The organism is Allobosea sp. GW821-FHT10B12, from assembly GCF_059415545.1.
The window spans coordinates 149,137-165,728 of the sequence record NZ_JBWKNL010000004.1; the positions used below are offsets into that span (position 1 = coordinate 149,137).

Here is a 16,592-nt window from a genome sequence, read left to right on the forward strand (position 1 = left end):
CCCGATGCCGAAATCCTGCTTGCCGCTGCCCCGCATGAACCGTGCCCTGGCTCTGTCCCTGGCGGCCCTGCCCTTCGTCGCTACGCTCGCCGCAGCGCCGGCACAGGCGCAAAGCAAAGGTGCTGCGCCGGTCTTGAACGTCGGTGCCAGCGAGCACGCGGTCTCCCGCCGACTCGACCTGTCGATCGGCCGCTCGCTGATCGTCGAGCTGCCGCGCGACGCCAAGGAGGTCTTCGTCGCCAATCCAAAGGTGGCGAATGCTGTGGTGCGTTCGGCCCGCAAGCTGTTCGTCATCGGCATGGCCGATGGCGCGACGTCGATGTTCGTGATGGACGCCGAAGGCAGGCAGATCACTGCGCTGGAGATCGAGGTCGGCCGCGACCTCAACGTGCTGCGTCAGACGCTGCGCGCGGCGATGCCGGGCGTCGACATCCAGGTTAAGCCGGCTGGTGATTCGATCCTGCTGGTCGGGACGGTCGCCAACGCGTCCGAAGCGACGCAGGCCGTCGACATCGCCAATGCCTTTGTGGGCTCGTCCAGCACGCAGGGCCTCATCCAGACGACCACCAAGGGCGCGGTCATCAACTCCCTGACCATCCGCGGCCGCGACCAGGTCATGGTCAAGGTCACGGTCTCCGAGGTTGCTCGCAAAGCGATCAAGCAGCTCGGTATCAACTCGACCGGCGAGTGGAAGCTCGGCAAGTTCAGCATCACGCCGACGATCGACACGCCGTTCTCGCTGCAGCCGCAGCAGCTGGCCGCCACGGCGATCGGCGCGGGCATCGGCAACTCGACCAATGTGACCATGCGCGCCCTCGAGCGGGCCGGGCTGTCTCGCGTGCTGGCCGAGCCGACAGTGACCGCGATCTCCGGCGAAAGCGCCAAGTTCACCGCCGGCGGCGAGATTCCAATTCCGAAAGGCTATTCCTGCGACACCTCGAACCGCTGCGTTCTCAACATCGAGTACAAGCCGGTCGGTGTCTCCCTGAACTTCACGCCGATCGTGATGTCCGAGGGTAAGATCTCCATGCGCATCGCGACCGAGGTCACCGAGCTCGATTTCGAGAACCAGCTGCGCCTCAACCCCACCGAGGCCACGGCCGTCAACGCCCCCGGCTTCCGTGTCCGCAAGTCGGACACCACTGTCGAATTGCCGTCGGGCGGCACGCTGGCCACGGCCGGGCTGATCCAGCGCGTCTCACGCCAGGCAATCAACGGCTTGCCGGCGCTGATGAACATTCCGATCATCGGCACGCTGTTCCGCTCGCGCGACTACCAGCGCGAGGAGACCGAGCTGATGATCTCGGTCACCCCCTATATCGTGAAGCCGGTCGGCCCGAACGGGCTGCAGCGGCCGGACGACGGTTTCGTCGAGGCGCACGACGCCCAGACCATCCTGATGGGGCGTTTGAACAAGATGTACGGGTCGACGAGCGGTGGGCCGATTCCGCAGGCCTACAAGGGCCGGGTCGGCTTCATCGCCGATTGAAGACAGGGCTGCGAAAAGGATGACGATCGTGATCGTGACCAGGAAGCCGCACCTGCCCCATGCGCGCCGCGCGGCGTTGCTGCTCGCATTGTCCGGCTCCCTTCTGCTGGGCGCTTGCGCCAAGGGCGACATCTCGACTTCCGGCGTCCCCACCGATACCCGTGAGCGCCATCCGATCGTGCTGCGCGATGCGCCGCGCTCGCTCGACGTCTTCGTCAACCGGATCGGCGGTGGTCTCGATCCGCGCCAGGCCGACGATGTCGCCCGCTTCGGCGAGGATTATCGTCGCAGCGGCAAAGGCGGCCTCGTCGCCGAGGTGCCGACCGGAACCGGACGAGACCTCGCCGCCCGCGACACGCTCGATGGAATCCGCCGGTCGCTCGCCCGGGCCGGCATTTCGTCGGGGGCACTCTCGGTCTCGACCTATCGCGTCGCCGATCCCGGCCTCGCTTCGCCGATCCGCCTCACCTATGCCTCGCTCCAGGCCGGGCTGCCGCATTCCTGCGGCCAATGGCCGACCGATCTTGGCGTCTCCAGCTATAGGACGGACGCGTCGAACGAGCCCTACTGGAACTTCGGCTGCGCCACCCAGGCCAATCTCGCCGCGCAGATCGCCGACCCGCTCGACCTGGTGCGCGCACGCAGCGAAGGCCGGCTCGATACCCAGAAGCGCATGGAGGCGATCAAGAAGCTGCGCGAGGGCAAGGATCCGTCGACGCAGTATCGCCAGGAGCAGTCCTCGATCAGCTCGGCGGTCGGAGGCAAGTGATGGCGGGCGCACCCGGATTAGACGCGGAGGCTGGCGGCGAGGAGATCATCGCGCCGCTGCCGCGCATCACCTTGCAAGCCTTCTGCGAAACGCAGGACGTGGCTGGCGCCATGCAGGCGGTCGCCGCCGATCGGCGCATGGACAAGGTTCAGGCCCGCATCCAGATGGGTGGCCCGGCCGCGGCGGTCGAGGTCTTCCGGGGAGCGCCTACGCCGAACGTGATTGTGTTGGAGACGGTCAGCGAGCCGCCGGCGCTGATCGCCAATCTCGATGCGCTCGCCGAGAGTTGTGACCCCGGCACCAAGGTCGTGGTCATCGGCCACGTCAACGACATCCAGCTCTATCGCGAGCTGATCCGGCGCGGCGTCAGCGATTATCTGGTCGCTCCGTTCGGTGTCCTCGACCTGTTGCGCACCCTGTCCGAGCTCTACGCCGGGGTAGGGTCCGGCGCGCTCGGGCGCACGATGGCGATCGTCGGCGCAAAGGGCGGTGTCGGCGCTTCAACCGTCGCGCACAATGTCGCCTGGGCGATCGCGCGCAATCTCGGCGCCTCGACGGTGATCGCCGATCTCGACATTGCTTTCGGCACGGCCGGGCTGGATTTCAACCAGGACCCGCCGCAGGGCATCGCCGACGCCGTGTTCGCCCCGGAGCGGCTCGACGCCAACATGCTCGATCGGCTCCTGTCGCGCTGCAGCGAGAACCTCGCTTTGCTCGCGGCTCCGGCGATGCTGGACCGGACCGTCGATCTCGGCGAGGACGCGTTCGACCTTCTGCTCGACCTTCTGCGCGGCAGCGTGCCCTGCATCGTGCTCGACGTGCCGCATCTGTGGACTGGCTGGGCGAAGCGTGCGCTGATCGGGGCCGACGAGGTGGCGATCGTCGCCGCGCCCGAGCTCGCCTCGTTGCGCAACGCCAAGAACCTGGTCGATCTGTTGCGGGCGGCGCGCCCGAACGATTCGATCCCACGTCTGATCCTGAACCAGGTCGGCCTGCCCAAGCGGCCGGAGATCGAGGCCGCCGAGTTCGCCAAGGCTCTCGGCATCGAGGTCCTGAGCTCCATCCCCTTCGATGCTCAGCTCTTCGGGACCGCAGCAAACAACGGCCAGATGATCGCCGAAATCCAGTCTGGCGGCAAAGCGGCCGAGGCTTTCGCCCAGATCGCGACGGCCCTGACCGGGCGCGGCGAGCAAAAGCGCGGCAAGCGCAGCCTGTTCGAGCCGCTGGTCGCCAAGCTGATGCGTCGGAAGGCCTGATCATGTTCGGCAAGCGACAGGCGACCGCCCCGGCCCCGGCGAGCGCGCCGAGCGCAGCGCCGTCTCCGGTGCCGCGCCCGGCGGAGCTGCGTCCCGCGGCCGTGGAGGCACGCCGTCCGCCGCCGCCGGCGGCTCCGGCCGAGGCGCCGAAATCCGACGAATACTACCAGATGAAGAGCATGATCTTCGGTGCTCTCATCGAAGCGATCGATCTCTCCCAGCTGGCCAAGCTCGACGGCGAATCCGCCCGTGAGGAGATCCGCGACATCATCAACGAGATCATCTCGCTGAAGAACGTCGTGCTCTCGATCTCGGAGCAGGAGGAGCTGCTCGACGACATCTGCAACGACGTCCTCGGCTACGGCCCGCTGGAACCGCTGCTGGCGCGCGACGACATCGCCGACATCATGGTCAACGGCGCCGGCCGGACCTTTATCGAGACCGGCGGCAAGATCCAGCTCACCAGCATCCGCTTCCGCGACAATGCGCAGCTGATGAACATCTGCCAGCGCATCGTCAGCCAGGTCGGGCGCCGCGTCGACGAAGCCTCGCCGATCTGCGACGCGCGCCTTGCCGACGGCTCGCGCGTCAACGTCATTGCGCCCCCGCTCGCCATCGACGGGCCGGCCCTCACCATCCGCAAATTCAAGAAGGACAAGCTGACGCTCGATCAGATCGTGCGCTTCGGCGCGATCTCGCCGCCTGGCGCCGAGATTCTGAAGATCATCGGCAGGGTCCGCTGCAATATCGTGATCTCCGGCGGTACCGGCTCCGGCAAGACCACGCTGCTCAACTGCCTGACCAACTACATCGAGCATGATGAGCGCGTGATCACCTGCGAGGACGCGGCCGAGCTGCAGCTGCAGCAGCCGCATGTGGTGCGCCTCGAAACCCGACCGCCCAATCTCGAAGGGTCAGGCGCGGTGACGATGCGCGATCTGGTCAAGAACTGCTTGCGCATGCGGCCCGAGCGCATCATCGTCGGCGAGGTGCGCGGCCCGGAAGCCTTCGACCTGCTCCAGGCGATGAACACCGGCCATGACGGCTCGATGGGTACGCTGCACGCCAACACACCGCGCGAATGCCTCAGCCGTATCGAATCGATGATCACGATGGGCGGCTTCAGCCTGCCCTCTAAGACCCTGCGCGAGATGATCTGCTCCTCGATCGACGTGATCATCCAGGCACAGCGCATGCGTGACGGTTCGCGCCGGATCACGCACATCACCGAGGTGATGGGCATGGAGGGCGATGTGATCATCACGCAGGATCTGATGCTCTTCGACGTGCTTGGCGAAGATCCGAATGGCAGGCTGATCGGCCGCCATCGTTCGACGGGGATCGGCCGGCCGCGCTTCTGGGAGCGCGCGCGTTATTTCGGCGACGACCAGCGGCTCGCTGCGGCGCTCGACCAGCTCGAGGCCGAGAGCCGCGACGACGCATAGGCGCAGATACGGGACAGATCATGGACCTCGGCCAGATCGCAGCCGCTATCCTCGCCGCCATCTCGGCGGGCGGCGTCGCCTATGCCTTGTTCTATCCCGCGCTCAGCGGTCAGGCCCGGGCCGAGAGGCGGCGCCGGGACTTCGCGGGCCCGGCCGCGATGCGCACCGTCACCGACCGCGAAGCGCAGAGCCAGGCTAGGCGCGGCCAGGTCGCCCAGAGCCTCAAGGACATCGAGAACCGCGAGAAGGCGCGTCACAAGGTCACCATCGAGGCGCGGATCCAGCAGGCCGGCCTGTCCTGGTCGCGCAAGCAGTACTGGCTGCTCGGTGTGGTGCTGGCGGTGGTTCTGGCCATCTTGCTGCTCATCGTATCGGGCAATCAAGGCGTGGTGCTGATCGGTTTTCTCGTCGGCCTCTTCGGACTGCCGCGCTGGTATCTGACCTATCTCGGCAAAAGGCGGCTGCTGCGCTTCTCGAACGAGTTTCCGAACGCGCTCGACGTCATCGTTCGCGGCGTCAAGTCGGGCCTGCCGCTGAACGACTGCCTGCGCATCATCGCCAGCGAGGCCCAAGAGCCGGTGAAGACCGAGTTCCGGCTGATCGTCGAGGCGCAGACCCTCGGCATGTCGCTGACGGACGCTGCCGGCAAGCTGTTCGAGCGCATGCCGTGCGCCGAGGCCAACTTCTTCGGCATCGTCCTGGCGATTCAGCAGAAGACTGGCGGTAACCTGGCCGAGACCCTCGCCAATCTGTCTCGCGTGATCCGCGAGCGCCGCAAGATGCGCGACAAGGTCAAGGCGGTTTCGATGGAGGCGAAGGCGTCCGCCGCGATCATCGGCTCGCTTCCGATTGCGGTCGCCCTTCTCGTCTACCTCACGAGCCCCGGCTACATGGATGCGCTCTGGACGACGAATGCCGGCCGGGCGGCGCTGGTTGGTAGCGGCATCTGGATGACCATCGGCGTGCTGATTATGCGCAAGATGATCAATTTCGACATCTGAGGAGCTGCCATGCTTGTGCTCCTGTTCGAGAGTCTCGCCGATATAAGGGTCCTCCTTGCTCTGGTTGGCGGTCTTGCCGTGGCCGTTACGATCATGACGGTGGCCGCGCCGCTGCTGGAAGGCAACGTGCTGAACAAGCGCATGAAGAGCGTCGCGACCGAGCGCGACGCGATCCGCGCGCGTGAGCGCGAGCGCATGTCCCGGCAGAAGGAAAAGATCTCGCTGCGTCAGGAGCCGAAAGCGTTCATGCGCAACATCGTCGAGCAGTTCAAGCTCGGCGATTGGCTCGGCACCGAGAACGCCAAGAAGCAGCTGGCGACTGCCGGTTTCCGCGGCCAGCAGGCCGAGGTCGGCTTCCTGTTCTTCAGGCTGGTCACGCCGATCGGCATGTTCCTGTTCGCGCTGTTCTATCTCACCCTGATCAACGATTTCGGCCAGCCCTTCATCATGCAGGTCGGCATCGCCCTCGGCGCGGCCTATCTCGGGATCAAGGCGCCGGAAATCTATCTCTCCAACGTGACGGGCAAGCGCCAGCTCTCGATGCGGCGCGCCTTCCCGGATGCGCTCGACCTGATGCTGATCTGCGTCGAATCGGGCATGTCGATCGAGCTGGCCTTCCGTAAGGTCTCGACGGAGATCGGCAGCCAGTCGGTGCCGCTGGCCGAAGAGTTCGCGCTCTGCACCGCGGAGCTCTCCTACCTTTCCGAGCGCCGCCAGGCTTATGAGAATCTCGCAGCCCGCACCGGGCTGGAATCGGTGAAGTCGGTCTGTACGGCGCTGATCCAGGCGGAGCGCTACGGTACCCCGCTCGGCACCGCCTTGCGCACGCTTGCTCAGGAAAGCCGCGACCAGCGCATGAACGAGGCCGAGAAGAAGGCCGCGGCGCTGCCGCCGAAGCTGACCGTGCCGATGATCCTGTTCTTCCTGCCAGTCCTGTTCGTGGTGATCCTGACGCCGGCGATCATCAGGGTCTTCGCCACCATGTGAGGCGCGTGTCGGATCTCATTCAAGGCGAGGCCGTCTCACGGTGTGACCGGAGTGTGCTCGAATCTCACTTGGATGAGACCGATCTGCATTCGGCGTACATCAGAGAATCGAGTGATTTCAGGGTGTTAACTCTAGGTGGACTGCTGCGGATGATCGCGCGCGCAGCGGGTCGCTTGGGCTCAACAACGTGCATTTTCCAGCTGCGGCCTCATTCATAACTTTCTGGAATGAAGTTGGGCGTCCTTTGAATTTGCAATGACGGCCAACGCAAATGAGTCTCCGGTTGTCGAAGGCCGCGAAGAATGGCCCACGAGACAGCCGGGAGAAGCGATATGAAGACGAAACGGTGGATCCTCGCCCTGTCGATGCTGGCAGCCAGCGTAAGCCCGGGCGCCGCCGAGGTCATTCATGCAACCTGGGGCGGCGGCGGTGCGGCCGTGCTGCGGGAATACTTCCAGGTTCCGTTCACCCAGAAGACCGGCATCGCCGCCCGCATGGCGGAAGTACCGAACACGGCGGGCGCCGTCCGCTCGCCGTCCGCCTCGCAATACAACATCGTCGAGGTCACCTATTTCGAGGCGATCGGCCTGGCGAAATCGAACCTGCTCGAAGCCTTCGAAGACAGCGAGCTTCCGGCCATCGCCGATCTGCCGAAGGAACTGATCGTGCGGAACCGGCAAGGCAAGATCGTCGGCCTCGCTACCCATTTCGGCTATTATGGCATCGCCTTCAACAACACGCTGGCCAAGGCCTCGGACTTCCAGTCCTGGAACGACCTCGCCGATCCCCGCTGGAAGGGCAAGCTGGCGGTGACGCGGCCGGTCTATGCCACCTCCTACGATCTCACCATCCTGGCGCATGCCAATGGCGGCAGCGCCGCCAAGATCGAGCCAGGGATCGAGCCGCTGAAGGCGATCTTCGCCAATTCGCTGACCACCTATACCTCGCTCGCCCATATGAACACGCTGCTGACGCGGGCGGAGGTTGCCGCAGTGCCGTTCTACTCGACGCGCGTCTGGAGCCTGCGCCGGGACGGCCAGAAGACCATCGAAATGGCGATCCCCAGGGAGGGCGCGCTGATGCTGCCCTATGTCGTGGTGGTGCCGAAGAGCTCGACCGAACGGGCGCAGACCATCACCTATCTCAACGCGCTGCTCGACGCCGAAGCGCAGACCCGGATTTCCGGGCAGAATGGCTCGATCCCGACCAACAACAAGGCCGTTCTGCCACCCGAATACGAGCGCGATCTCGGCATGACCCGCGAAGCACTGATGAAGAAGATGTACATTCCCGACTGGAATGTCATCGTCAGCGACTATGAGGATCGGCTCAATCGGGTCGAACAGATCGCCGCCGGCAAGCGCTAGGTACTCTTAGTCGCGGTCCGCCGAACACTCCTCATCCCACTCGCTACCTCGGCGGATTCGATCGATGTCCCCTACCAAGCCTGAAGCCCTTGCGCAGGCTGCGCCCTCCCGTGCGGCCCGCGGCTCCATCCACGTCACCGGCGTCGCCAAGGCCTATGGTGCGACGACGGTGCTCTCCGGCCTCGATCTCGCGGTCGAAGCCGGAACCTTCGTCACGCTGCTCGGCCCCTCCGGCTGCGGCAAGACCACTTTGCTGCGGCTGATCGCCGGTTTCATCCAGCCCAGCACCGGGTCGATCGCGATCGACGGGCGCGACATGGCGGGCCTGCCGCCGCAGCGCCGGCCGATCGGCATGGTTTTCCAGAACCTTGCCCTGTTCCCGCATTTCTCGGTGGAGGAGAACGTCGCCTACGGCCTGCGTCTGCGCGGCGTGCCTGAGGCGGAATTGCGCCGGAAGGTCGGAGCTTTCCTCGACCTCGTCGGGCTTGGCCATCTCGGCAGCCGCCGCATCTCGCAATTGTCCGGCGGCCAGAAGCAGCGCGTTGCGCTGGCACGCTCGCTGGTGCTCGAACCTTCGATCCTGCTGCTCGACGAGCCGCTCTCAGCTCTCGACCTGCAATTGCGCAAGCAATTGCAGGTCGCTCTCAAGGAGATCCAACGCGAGCTCGGCACGACCTTCGTCTTCGTCACCCACGACCAGGAGGAAGCCACCCTGATGTCTGATCGCATCGTGGTGATGAGCGCCGGTGCGATCCAGCAATATGACACGCCGTCGGCGATCTATTCGCGCCCGGCCAATCTCTTCGTCGCCAAGTTCGTCGGCGAGCTCAACGAGGTGCCCGGCCGCATCGCCGCGGCGACAGCCGGCACCGTCGAGATCGATGGGCCTGGCGGCTACTACGCGTTGCCGACAAGCGGGCTGCGCGGTTTCTCGCCTGCAACCGGCACACCTTGCGTGATCGGCCTGCGGCCCGAGCGGATCGCACTTCTGCCGCCGGACGCCGATGCGGACGGGCGAATCGCGCTGCCAGGAACCGTCGTCGAGCGCATCGCGTTGGGGCCGGTCCTGCGCTTCGTCCTGCGCTGCGGCGAGCAGCGGATCGTCGCTGTGCGGCTGGCCGGCGACGGCGCAGCCCTGCCGGAAGCCGGATCGGCCTGCCGGATCGCCTTCGATCCCGCCGATGCGCAGATCTTCGAACCGCTCGCCGCCCCGGCCGCGGCGAGCTTCGGAGAGCAGCCATGACGGAGACACAGCCTGCCTCGCCGGCGAAGGCGCTGCTGCTCCTGCCGGTCCTTGCCCTGCTCGCTTTGTTCTTCGTCTCGGTCTTCCAGCTCTTTTCCAACGGCTTCGCCGATGCCGATGGCTGGTCGCTGCGCTATTTCCGCCAGATTCTCAATCGCAGCGACTATCAGGTGATCTTCGCGAGGACGATCCTGTCCTCGCTGACGGTCGCGCTCCTCTCTGTCGTGCTGTCCTATCCGATCGCGCTGCTGCTCTGGCGGCTCGAGCGCTGGCGCAATACGCTCCTCATCGTGGTCCTCGTGCCCTGGCTCGTCAGCCTCGTCGTGCGCACCTATGGCTGGCTCGTCCTGCTCGGTCCCAAGGGCGTCATCAATGGCATGCTGGCCTGGACGGGGATCGTCGAGCAGCCGCTGGCGCTGATGTTCAACGATCTCGGCATCATCATCGGCCTGACCCATGTCCTGATCCCGTTCGCGGTGATCTCGATCCTGTCCTCCCTCTTGACGATCGAGAGCAATCTGGAGGAGGCGTCCGGCGTGCTGGGGGCCAGCCGCTTCCAGACCTTTCGGCGCATCGTGTTGCCGCTGTCGCTGCCGGGTGCCTTCACGGCGCTGATCGTGATCTTCCTGGCGAGCATCGGCGCGATCGTCACGCCGATCGTGCTCGGCGGCATGTCGCATCAGTTCGTCGGCTCGCAAATCTACCAGGAGGTCATGTACACCTTCAATCTGAACAAGGCTGCGGCCTGGTCGATCTGCCTGCTCGCCATCAGCTTCCTGTCGCTGCTCCTGCTGAAGTTCGTCGAGCGCCGGCTGATCGGGACCATGGAGTGACGGCCATGTCGACCAACTCCAAATTCTCGACCTGGGCCGGTGTCCTGCTGCTGATCTCGCTGCCGGCGCCGATCCTGATCATCATCGGCGCCTCCTTCAGCGACACCAGCTATATCCAGTTCCCGCCCGAGGGCCTGAGCCTGCGCTGGTATCGCGATGCGCTGTTCGATCCGCGCTGGCCCCGTGCCTTCGCGATCAGCGTCGGCATCGCGGCGGTGACAGCGGTGATCGTCACCATCGTCAACTTCATGGCGGCCTATTACACGCAGCGCCATGCGCCGAAGCTCGCCACTTGGCTCGAACTCGCGATCTTCTCGCCGCTGTTCTTCCCGCATGCTGCAATGGGCGTTGCCATGGTCGCGCTCGTCGCCCAGTTCGGGTTGATCGGCACGGCGCCGGGCATCGTGCTGGCCCATCTCATCGTGACGCTGCCCTTCTCCTACCGGCCGATCCACATCGCGCTGCGCAGCCTCGACCCTGATCTCGTGCGTGCCGCCAATGTGATGGGCGCGAGCGAGTGGCGCGCGCTCAGGGACATCGTCATCCCGATGTGCCGCTCAGGGATTCTGACCTCCCTGCTCTTCGCCGGCATCATCTCCTTCGACGAGGTCACGGTGACGATGTTCCTGATTGGGCCGAACATCTCGACGCTGCCGGTCCAGATCTTCTCCTTCGTTCAGGATTCGGCGACGCCGGTGCTGGCCGCGATCTCAACGATCAGCGTGCTGATCACCTTCCTGGCCGTCATCGTGCTCGATCGCGTCGCCGGGCTCACCTTCTTCGTCCGTCACGACGGCGCCTGAAGCGGCGCCGTCGCGCGTGCGCCGCTGCGGCAGGCGCACGTTGAGGCTCCCGGCGGCGGCGCGCGGATCGTCGCCGCGAGCAAGCGCGGCGATCCGGCCCCTGAGTTCGGCGAGGAAGGCCCTGGTGAGGGGTGATACCTGCCGGTTGCGCGAGATGATTGCGTTGAAGGTGAAGGTGATCGTCGGCTCGAAGCGGCGCGCCACCAGCCCCGGCCAGAAGCCCTGATGCACCGTCATCGGCTCGACGATGGCGATGCCGAAGCCGCGCGAGACAAGTGCGTTCGCCTCGACCGAGGAGAACACTTCCGTCCGCATCTTGCGCGAAATCCGCTGCTGCTCGAACACCGCATCGGTCAAGTGCCGCATCCGGCTGTTGCGGGTGAAGGAGATGAACTCCGCTCCTTCGAGATCGCGCGGCACGATGATCTCGCGCCCCGCGAGCGGATGGTCCTGCCGCATCACGCAGACCGCGTCGGCATGGAAAAGCGGATCGGTCAGCAGGTCCGGGTGATGGAAATGGCTGACCGAGAAGCCGATATCGACATTCTGCCCGAGCACGTCGCTGCCGACGACGCTGGAAACGTCGAGCGTCACCGAGATGGCTGGATTGGCTTCGGCGAAGGCGACCAGCGCGTCCGCGACCAACGTATGGCCGATCGAGGCGGCCGAGACGATCCGGAGCTCGCCTGAACGCAGGTCGCGCAGGTCGCGCGCGAAACGCTCGACATCGCTGAGCGAGGCGAAGAGGCGGCGCACCTCCTTATACAGCAGCTGAGCCTGATGGGTCGGGATCAGGCGCTTGCGCTTGCGCTCGAACAGGGTGAGCGCGAGATCGATTTCAAGCCCCGCCAGGATCTTGCTCATCGCCGGCTGCGACAGCCGCATCCGCTCGGCCGCGGCCGTGACGCTGCCGGTCTCCATGAACTGGATATAAGCTTCGAGCTGTCGATGGGTGATCCGCACGCAAGGCCTCCGCCGCTCGCCTCGGATCGATTATAACCAACAGGCATGTTTTCTAGTCAAAAAGAAATTTGCGGCTCCCTGCCGGCGGCGGAATAGTGCGAGCCGAGCAGGGCGGAAAACTGGAAAACACACCAGAGACCGGCGCTGCCTCCTATTCCCGCCACCTTCCCACCAGCGTTCGATCACCGGCGGAAAACATAACTTCCTGACCTGTTCGACGCGAACATGCCTTTCGAGATGCCAATGCCGCCCCTGCCCGCCGAAATCGAGACGCCCGTCTGGGCCGATGCCTATGTGGCGCGCCTTGCCGCGCTGGATGTCGAGGCACGGCATCGCGAAATGGAGCGCTTCACCTTCCCCCGCAATATCGGCACCCTGCTGCGCGAGGCCGCCGCCGAGACGCCGGACACGCTCGCCTGGAACTTCTTCGAGACCGGCGAGACGATCACCTATGCCGCGCTCGACCAGGCCGTCGACCGCATGGCCGTGGCGCTCGCTTCATTCGGCGTTACGCGCGGCATGCGGGTCGGCGTGATGCTGCCGAACTGCCCGCAGATGCCGATCGTCTGGCTCGCTCTGGCCCGCATCGGCGCGGTGATGGTGCCGGTCAACCTGCGCTATACCGGCCGCGAGCTCGCCTATGTGCTCGGCGATGCCGGCGCCGAGGCGCTCGTCATCCACGACGAATGCGGCCCGCAATATCGCGAGGCGGTGGAGGTGGCCGAGGCAGGGAGGTTTCCGCGCCCTGACCGCGTCCTGCGCATGGCTGCCGAGGAGGCGCAGGAGAGCCTGCTGCCGCCGGGCGCGATGACGCTGAAGGTGCTCGTCGCCTCGGTGCCGGAAGGCGCGCGACATGACGGTCCGGAACCCGCCCATGACGACCTCATGAACATCCAGTACACCTCGGGCACGACCGGCTTCCCCAAGGGCTGCATGCTGACGCATCGCTACTGGCTGGGCGCCGGCTTCGTGAACGGCTTCCGCGATGCCCGGCGCTTCCGGCGCGTGCTCGCCTCGACGCCGTTTTTCTACATGGACCCGCAATGGCTGCTGCTGCTGTGCTTCTACCAGCGTGGCACGCTCTTCGTCGCGAGGCGCCAGAGCGCCAGCCGCTTTGCCGCCTGGCTGCGCGAGCACCGGATCCATTTCTGCCTGTTCCCGGAGATCGTCTTCAAGCAGCCGGAGACCCCCGAGGACGGCAAGACCGAATTGATGCGCGCCAACATCTATGGCCACCGCAAGGAGATCAACGCGGCCCTGCGCCAGCGCTTCAACGCGCCGGCGATGGAAGCCTTCGGCATGACCGAGGTCGGCCCTGGCCTCTATATGCCACTCGATGCGCTCCACATGGTCGGCTCCGGCTCCTGCGGCATCCCCGCCCCATTCCGGCAGGCGCGGGTGGTCGACGAGACGGGCAAGGACGTCCCCCGCGGCGAGATCGGCGAGCTCGTGCTGAAGGGCACTGGCCTGATGCTCGGCTACTACAACCGCCCGCAGGCCAATCGCGACAGCTTCTTCGGCGACTGGTTCCGCACCGGCGATCTCTTCCGCCAGGATGCGGAGGGCTATTTCTACATCGTCGGCCGGCTCAAGGACATGGTGCGGCGCGCCGGCGAGAACATCGCGGCGCGCGAGGTCGAGACCGTCCTGCGCAACATGGACGAGATCGAGGAGGTCGCGGTCGTCCCCGTGCCGGACGACCTGCGCGGCGAGGAGGTCAAGGCCTATGTCCTGCCTGCGGTCGGCATCAGCGGCAGCGACGAATTGATCAGCCTGATAACGCGGCACTGCGAGGCCAACCTCGCCGCCTTCAAGATCCCCCGCTACATCGCTTTCGTCGACGACATCCCGCGCACTGCCTCGCAGAAAGTCGCCAAGACGGCCTTGACCGCTGGGGTCGCCGACCTGCGCCTCGGTGCCTTCGATAGGGTAGAAGGAATCTGGCGATGAGCACGCCCCTCTGGAGCCGCAGCGCGGCCGAACTCCTGCCCGAGCTGCGCTCCGGCGCGCTCAAGGCAGAGGCATTGATGCAGTCCGTGCTCGGCCAGATCGAGGCCTGCAACGAACCGGTCAACGCCTTCTCCCATATCGCAGCCGAAAGCGCCCTGGCCGCCGCCCGCGCGGCCGACCGCGAGCTCTCTGCCGGCGTCGCGCCTGGCCCGCTCCACGGCCTGCCCTTCAGCGTCAAGGATCTCGTCGCGGTCGCCGGCATGCCGCTCGAATACGCCTCGCATGCCTTTGCTGGACAGATCGCCGACACCGATGCCGAGGCGGTCGCCCGCCTGCGCCGCGCCGGCGCCGTTCCCTTTGCGAAATCGACCACCCCGGAATTCGGCCACAAGGTCCTGACCGATTCCCCGCGCCAGGGCATCAGCCGCAATCCCTGGAACACCGACTATAGCTGCGGCGGCTCCAGCGGCGGCGCGGCGATCGCGGCGGCGATGGGCTTCGGCCCGCTCCATCTCACCTCGGACGGCGCCGGCTCCGGCCGCATTCCGGCCTCCTGCTGCGGCGTCGTCGGCCTGAAGCCGAGTTGGGGGGCCGTGCCGCACGAAACCACCACCGACCTGTTCGGCTCGCTGACCTGCCTCGGCCTGATGGGGCGCACGGTCACGGATGTCGCGCTGATGTTCAACGCGATGAAAGGCCCCGACCGGCGCGACCCGCTCTCCTTCGGCGGCTCGGCCGAGCCCGTCCGGCTTCCGGCCGAACCTGTCGGGGCGCTGAAGGGTTTGCGGCTGCGCTATGCACCGCGCACGCTTAATCGCTGGGTCGCCCCCGCAGTCGAGGCCGCCGTCGGCGAGACGGTCGAGCGCCTGCTGGCCGCTGGCGCCGAATGCGCGCCGATGCTGGAGGATGTCGTTTTCGATGCGCCGTCAGCCCTCGTGCTGATGCGCGCCTATCAGCATGCGCGGTTCGGTTCGCTGCTGGAGGAGCATGGCGCGCGCATGGACCGCACCGCCCGCCTCGGTCTGACGACGCAGTCGGAAACCCAGACCTATTCGCGCCTCGCCCACGCCCAGCGCGCCCGCTCCGGAATCTACCGGCAGGTAGAACGTCTCTTCGACGGCGCAGATGTGTTCATCACGCCCACCGTCGCGACGCCCGCGCTGCCGATAGGTCAGCAATCGGATGGCCCGCTCATTGTTGATGGCATCGACCATGGTCCGCTGCGCGATGCCTGGTATCCTTACACCATCCCCTACAACGCCAGCGGACATCCTGCGCTTTCCGTGCCCTGTGGCATGAGCCCGGACGGCCTGCCCATCGGCCTCCAGATCGTCGGTCGCTGGCATTCGGAAGCTCAGCTTTTGACGGTTGCCGCTGCGATCGAGGCGTTGCAGCCCTGGGCCGCGAACTGGCCTCCCCTCTCCGGCAAGGAGCAGCATTCGTGATCATCGACTACGGCAGCCGCCCGCCGCTCCCAGCCTTCGGCCCGAAGGGTGCTGAGCATCTCAAGCGCTATCGGCAAGTCTATGCTGCCAGCGAAACTGCAGCGGAGCCGCAGCACGATCTCGCCGGCTATCTCGCGGAATACGACAAAGCCGGCATCAGCCATGTCTGCGTCAAGGCGCGCGACCTGGAGACGACCCATGGCTGGCGCATCCGCAACGAGGATGTCGCCGACTTCTGTCGCGAGCAGGGGCCCCGTTTCGTCGGCTTCGCCGGGGTCGATCCGAACAAGGGCATGACGGCGGTGCGCGAGCTCGATCATGCCATCAGCAATCTCGGCTTGCGTGGGCTCAACCTGCAATGCTTTGAGCACGAGCTCGCGATCAACGACCGGCGGATGTACCCGCTCTATGCCAAGTGCATCGAGCTCGACATTCCCGTGAACATCCATTGCTCGATCAATTTCGCGACATCGACGCTGATGCGCTACGGCCACCCGTCCCTGCTCGACGAGGTCATGGTCGATTTTCCCGAGCTGCGGGTCTGCGCCTCGCCGCCGGGCTTTCCCTGGGTCCATGAGCTGATCGGCGTCGCCTGGCGCCACCCGAATGTCAGCATCGGCCTCGTCGCCGTTCGGCCGAAATATCTGCAGGTGGCGGGCTCGGGCTATGAGCCGCTCCTGCAATATGGTCGGACCGTGCTCAAGGAGCGGATCATCTTCGGCAGCGCCTACCCGCTCGGGCCCGTCGCGCGCACGATCGCCGAGATCAGGGCGCTCCCAATCGGCGAGGAGGTGGAAAAGCTCTGGCTCCACGATAATGCCAAGCGCTTTCTGCGCCTGTAGCAGAGGTCTCTCCTGCCATCCGTAAAATGCCTGCGCGCTTTTGGAGTGCAGGCTCGCCAATTGGTGCATCCCACGATACGTCGAAGGAAGTATCATGGCTTCGGATGCGGCATCCCGATGGACGAAGCGTCATGCTTGTCGATGCTCAACCGGTCCATCAGCGCCCAGCCTGGACTACAGGGCGCATCATCGGCCCGAA

The 16,592-nt window shown here is 65.7% G+C and carries 14 protein-coding genes; 13 read left to right on the forward strand and 1 reads right to left on the reverse strand.

Going from position 1 to position 16,592, the window contains the following annotated elements:
- Positions 1-34: 34 nt before the first annotated feature.
- The 10 genes from AC07O0_RS15355 (at position 35) to AC07O0_RS15400 (ending at position 11,193) form a co-directional block, all read left to right on the forward strand.
- Entirely contained in the window at positions 35-1,489 is a 1,455-nt protein-coding gene (locus AC07O0_RS15355) for a type II and III secretion system protein family protein (protein ID WP_494624527.1), read from the forward strand.
- A 28-nt stretch (positions 1,490-1,517) separates the two neighbouring features.
- Positions 1,518-2,258 carry a CpaD family pilus assembly protein gene (locus AC07O0_RS15360; RefSeq protein WP_494624529.1) on the forward strand — a complete coding sequence of 247 codons (741 nt, stop codon included), beginning with the start codon at positions 1,518-1,520 and terminating at the stop codon, positions 2,256-2,258.
- On the forward strand, positions 2,258-3,514 hold the full coding sequence (locus AC07O0_RS15365) for a CpaE/TadZ family protein (protein WP_494624531.1): 1,257 nt from the start codon (positions 2,258-2,260) through the stop codon (positions 3,512-3,514). The genes AC07O0_RS15360 and AC07O0_RS15365 overlap by 1 nt, the downstream gene beginning before the upstream one ends.
- A 2-nt stretch (positions 3,515-3,516) precedes the next feature.
- Positions 3,517-4,959, forward strand: coding sequence for a TadA family conjugal transfer-associated ATPase (locus AC07O0_RS15370; RefSeq protein ID WP_494624533.1), 1,443 nt, complete (start codon positions 3,517-3,519; stop codon positions 4,957-4,959).
- A gap of 20 nt (positions 4,960-4,979) precedes the next feature.
- Positions 4,980-5,960, forward strand: coding sequence for a type II secretion system F family protein (locus AC07O0_RS15375; protein WP_494624535.1), 981 nt, complete (start codon positions 4,980-4,982; stop codon positions 5,958-5,960).
- A 9-nt stretch (positions 5,961-5,969) separates the two neighbouring features.
- Positions 5,970-6,947 carry a type II secretion system F family protein gene (locus tag AC07O0_RS15380; protein ID WP_494624537.1) on the forward strand — a complete coding sequence of 326 codons (978 nt, stop codon included), beginning with the start codon at positions 5,970-5,972 and terminating at the stop codon, positions 6,945-6,947.
- A 332-nt stretch (positions 6,948-7,279) separates the two neighbouring features.
- A complete protein-coding gene (locus tag AC07O0_RS15385) occupies positions 7,280-8,314 on the forward strand; it encodes an ABC transporter substrate-binding protein (protein WP_494624539.1) in 1,035 nt (344 codons plus the stop codon).
- 64 nt (positions 8,315-8,378) lie between these two features.
- On the forward strand, positions 8,379-9,557 hold the full coding sequence (locus tag AC07O0_RS15390) for an ABC transporter ATP-binding protein (protein ID WP_494624541.1): 1,179 nt from the start codon (positions 8,379-8,381) through the stop codon (positions 9,555-9,557).
- Positions 9,554-10,390 carry an ABC transporter permease gene (locus AC07O0_RS15395; RefSeq protein WP_494624543.1) on the forward strand — a complete coding sequence of 279 codons (837 nt, stop codon included), beginning with the start codon at positions 9,554-9,556 and terminating at the stop codon, positions 10,388-10,390. The genes AC07O0_RS15390 and AC07O0_RS15395 overlap by 4 nt, the downstream gene beginning before the upstream one ends.
- A gap of 5 nt (positions 10,391-10,395) precedes the next feature.
- Positions 10,396-11,193, forward strand: coding sequence for an ABC transporter permease (locus AC07O0_RS15400; protein WP_494624545.1), 798 nt, complete (start codon positions 10,396-10,398; stop codon positions 11,191-11,193).
- Here the strand turns inward: AC07O0_RS15400 and AC07O0_RS15405 are convergent.
- Positions 11,101-12,156: a LysR substrate-binding domain-containing protein gene (locus tag AC07O0_RS15405; RefSeq protein ID WP_494624547.1), complete on the reverse strand. Its 1,056-nt coding sequence runs from the start codon at positions 12,154-12,156 to the stop codon at positions 11,101-11,103. The two genes, AC07O0_RS15400 and AC07O0_RS15405, sit on opposite strands and share 93 nt — an antisense overlap.
- A gap of 243 nt (positions 12,157-12,399) precedes the next feature.
- On the opposite strand from AC07O0_RS15405, the gene AC07O0_RS15410 reads away from it, so the two are divergent.
- From AC07O0_RS15410 to AC07O0_RS15420, 3 genes are read left to right on the forward strand one after another with little or no spacing between them, the layout of a single operon-like run.
- Entirely contained in the window at positions 12,400-14,106 is a 1,707-nt protein-coding gene (locus AC07O0_RS15410) for a class I adenylate-forming enzyme family protein (RefSeq protein WP_494624549.1), read from the forward strand.
- Complete coding sequence (locus tag AC07O0_RS15415; RefSeq protein WP_494624551.1) at positions 14,103-15,551, forward strand: amidase; 1,449 nt, start codon at positions 14,103-14,105, stop codon at positions 15,549-15,551. The genes AC07O0_RS15410 and AC07O0_RS15415 overlap by 4 nt, the downstream gene beginning before the upstream one ends.
- Positions 15,548-16,393, forward strand: coding sequence for an amidohydrolase family protein (locus tag AC07O0_RS15420; protein ID WP_494624553.1), 846 nt, complete (start codon positions 15,548-15,550; stop codon positions 16,391-16,393). The genes AC07O0_RS15415 and AC07O0_RS15420 overlap by 4 nt, the downstream gene beginning before the upstream one ends.
- The last annotated feature ends 199 nt before the right edge of the window (positions 16,394-16,592 follow it).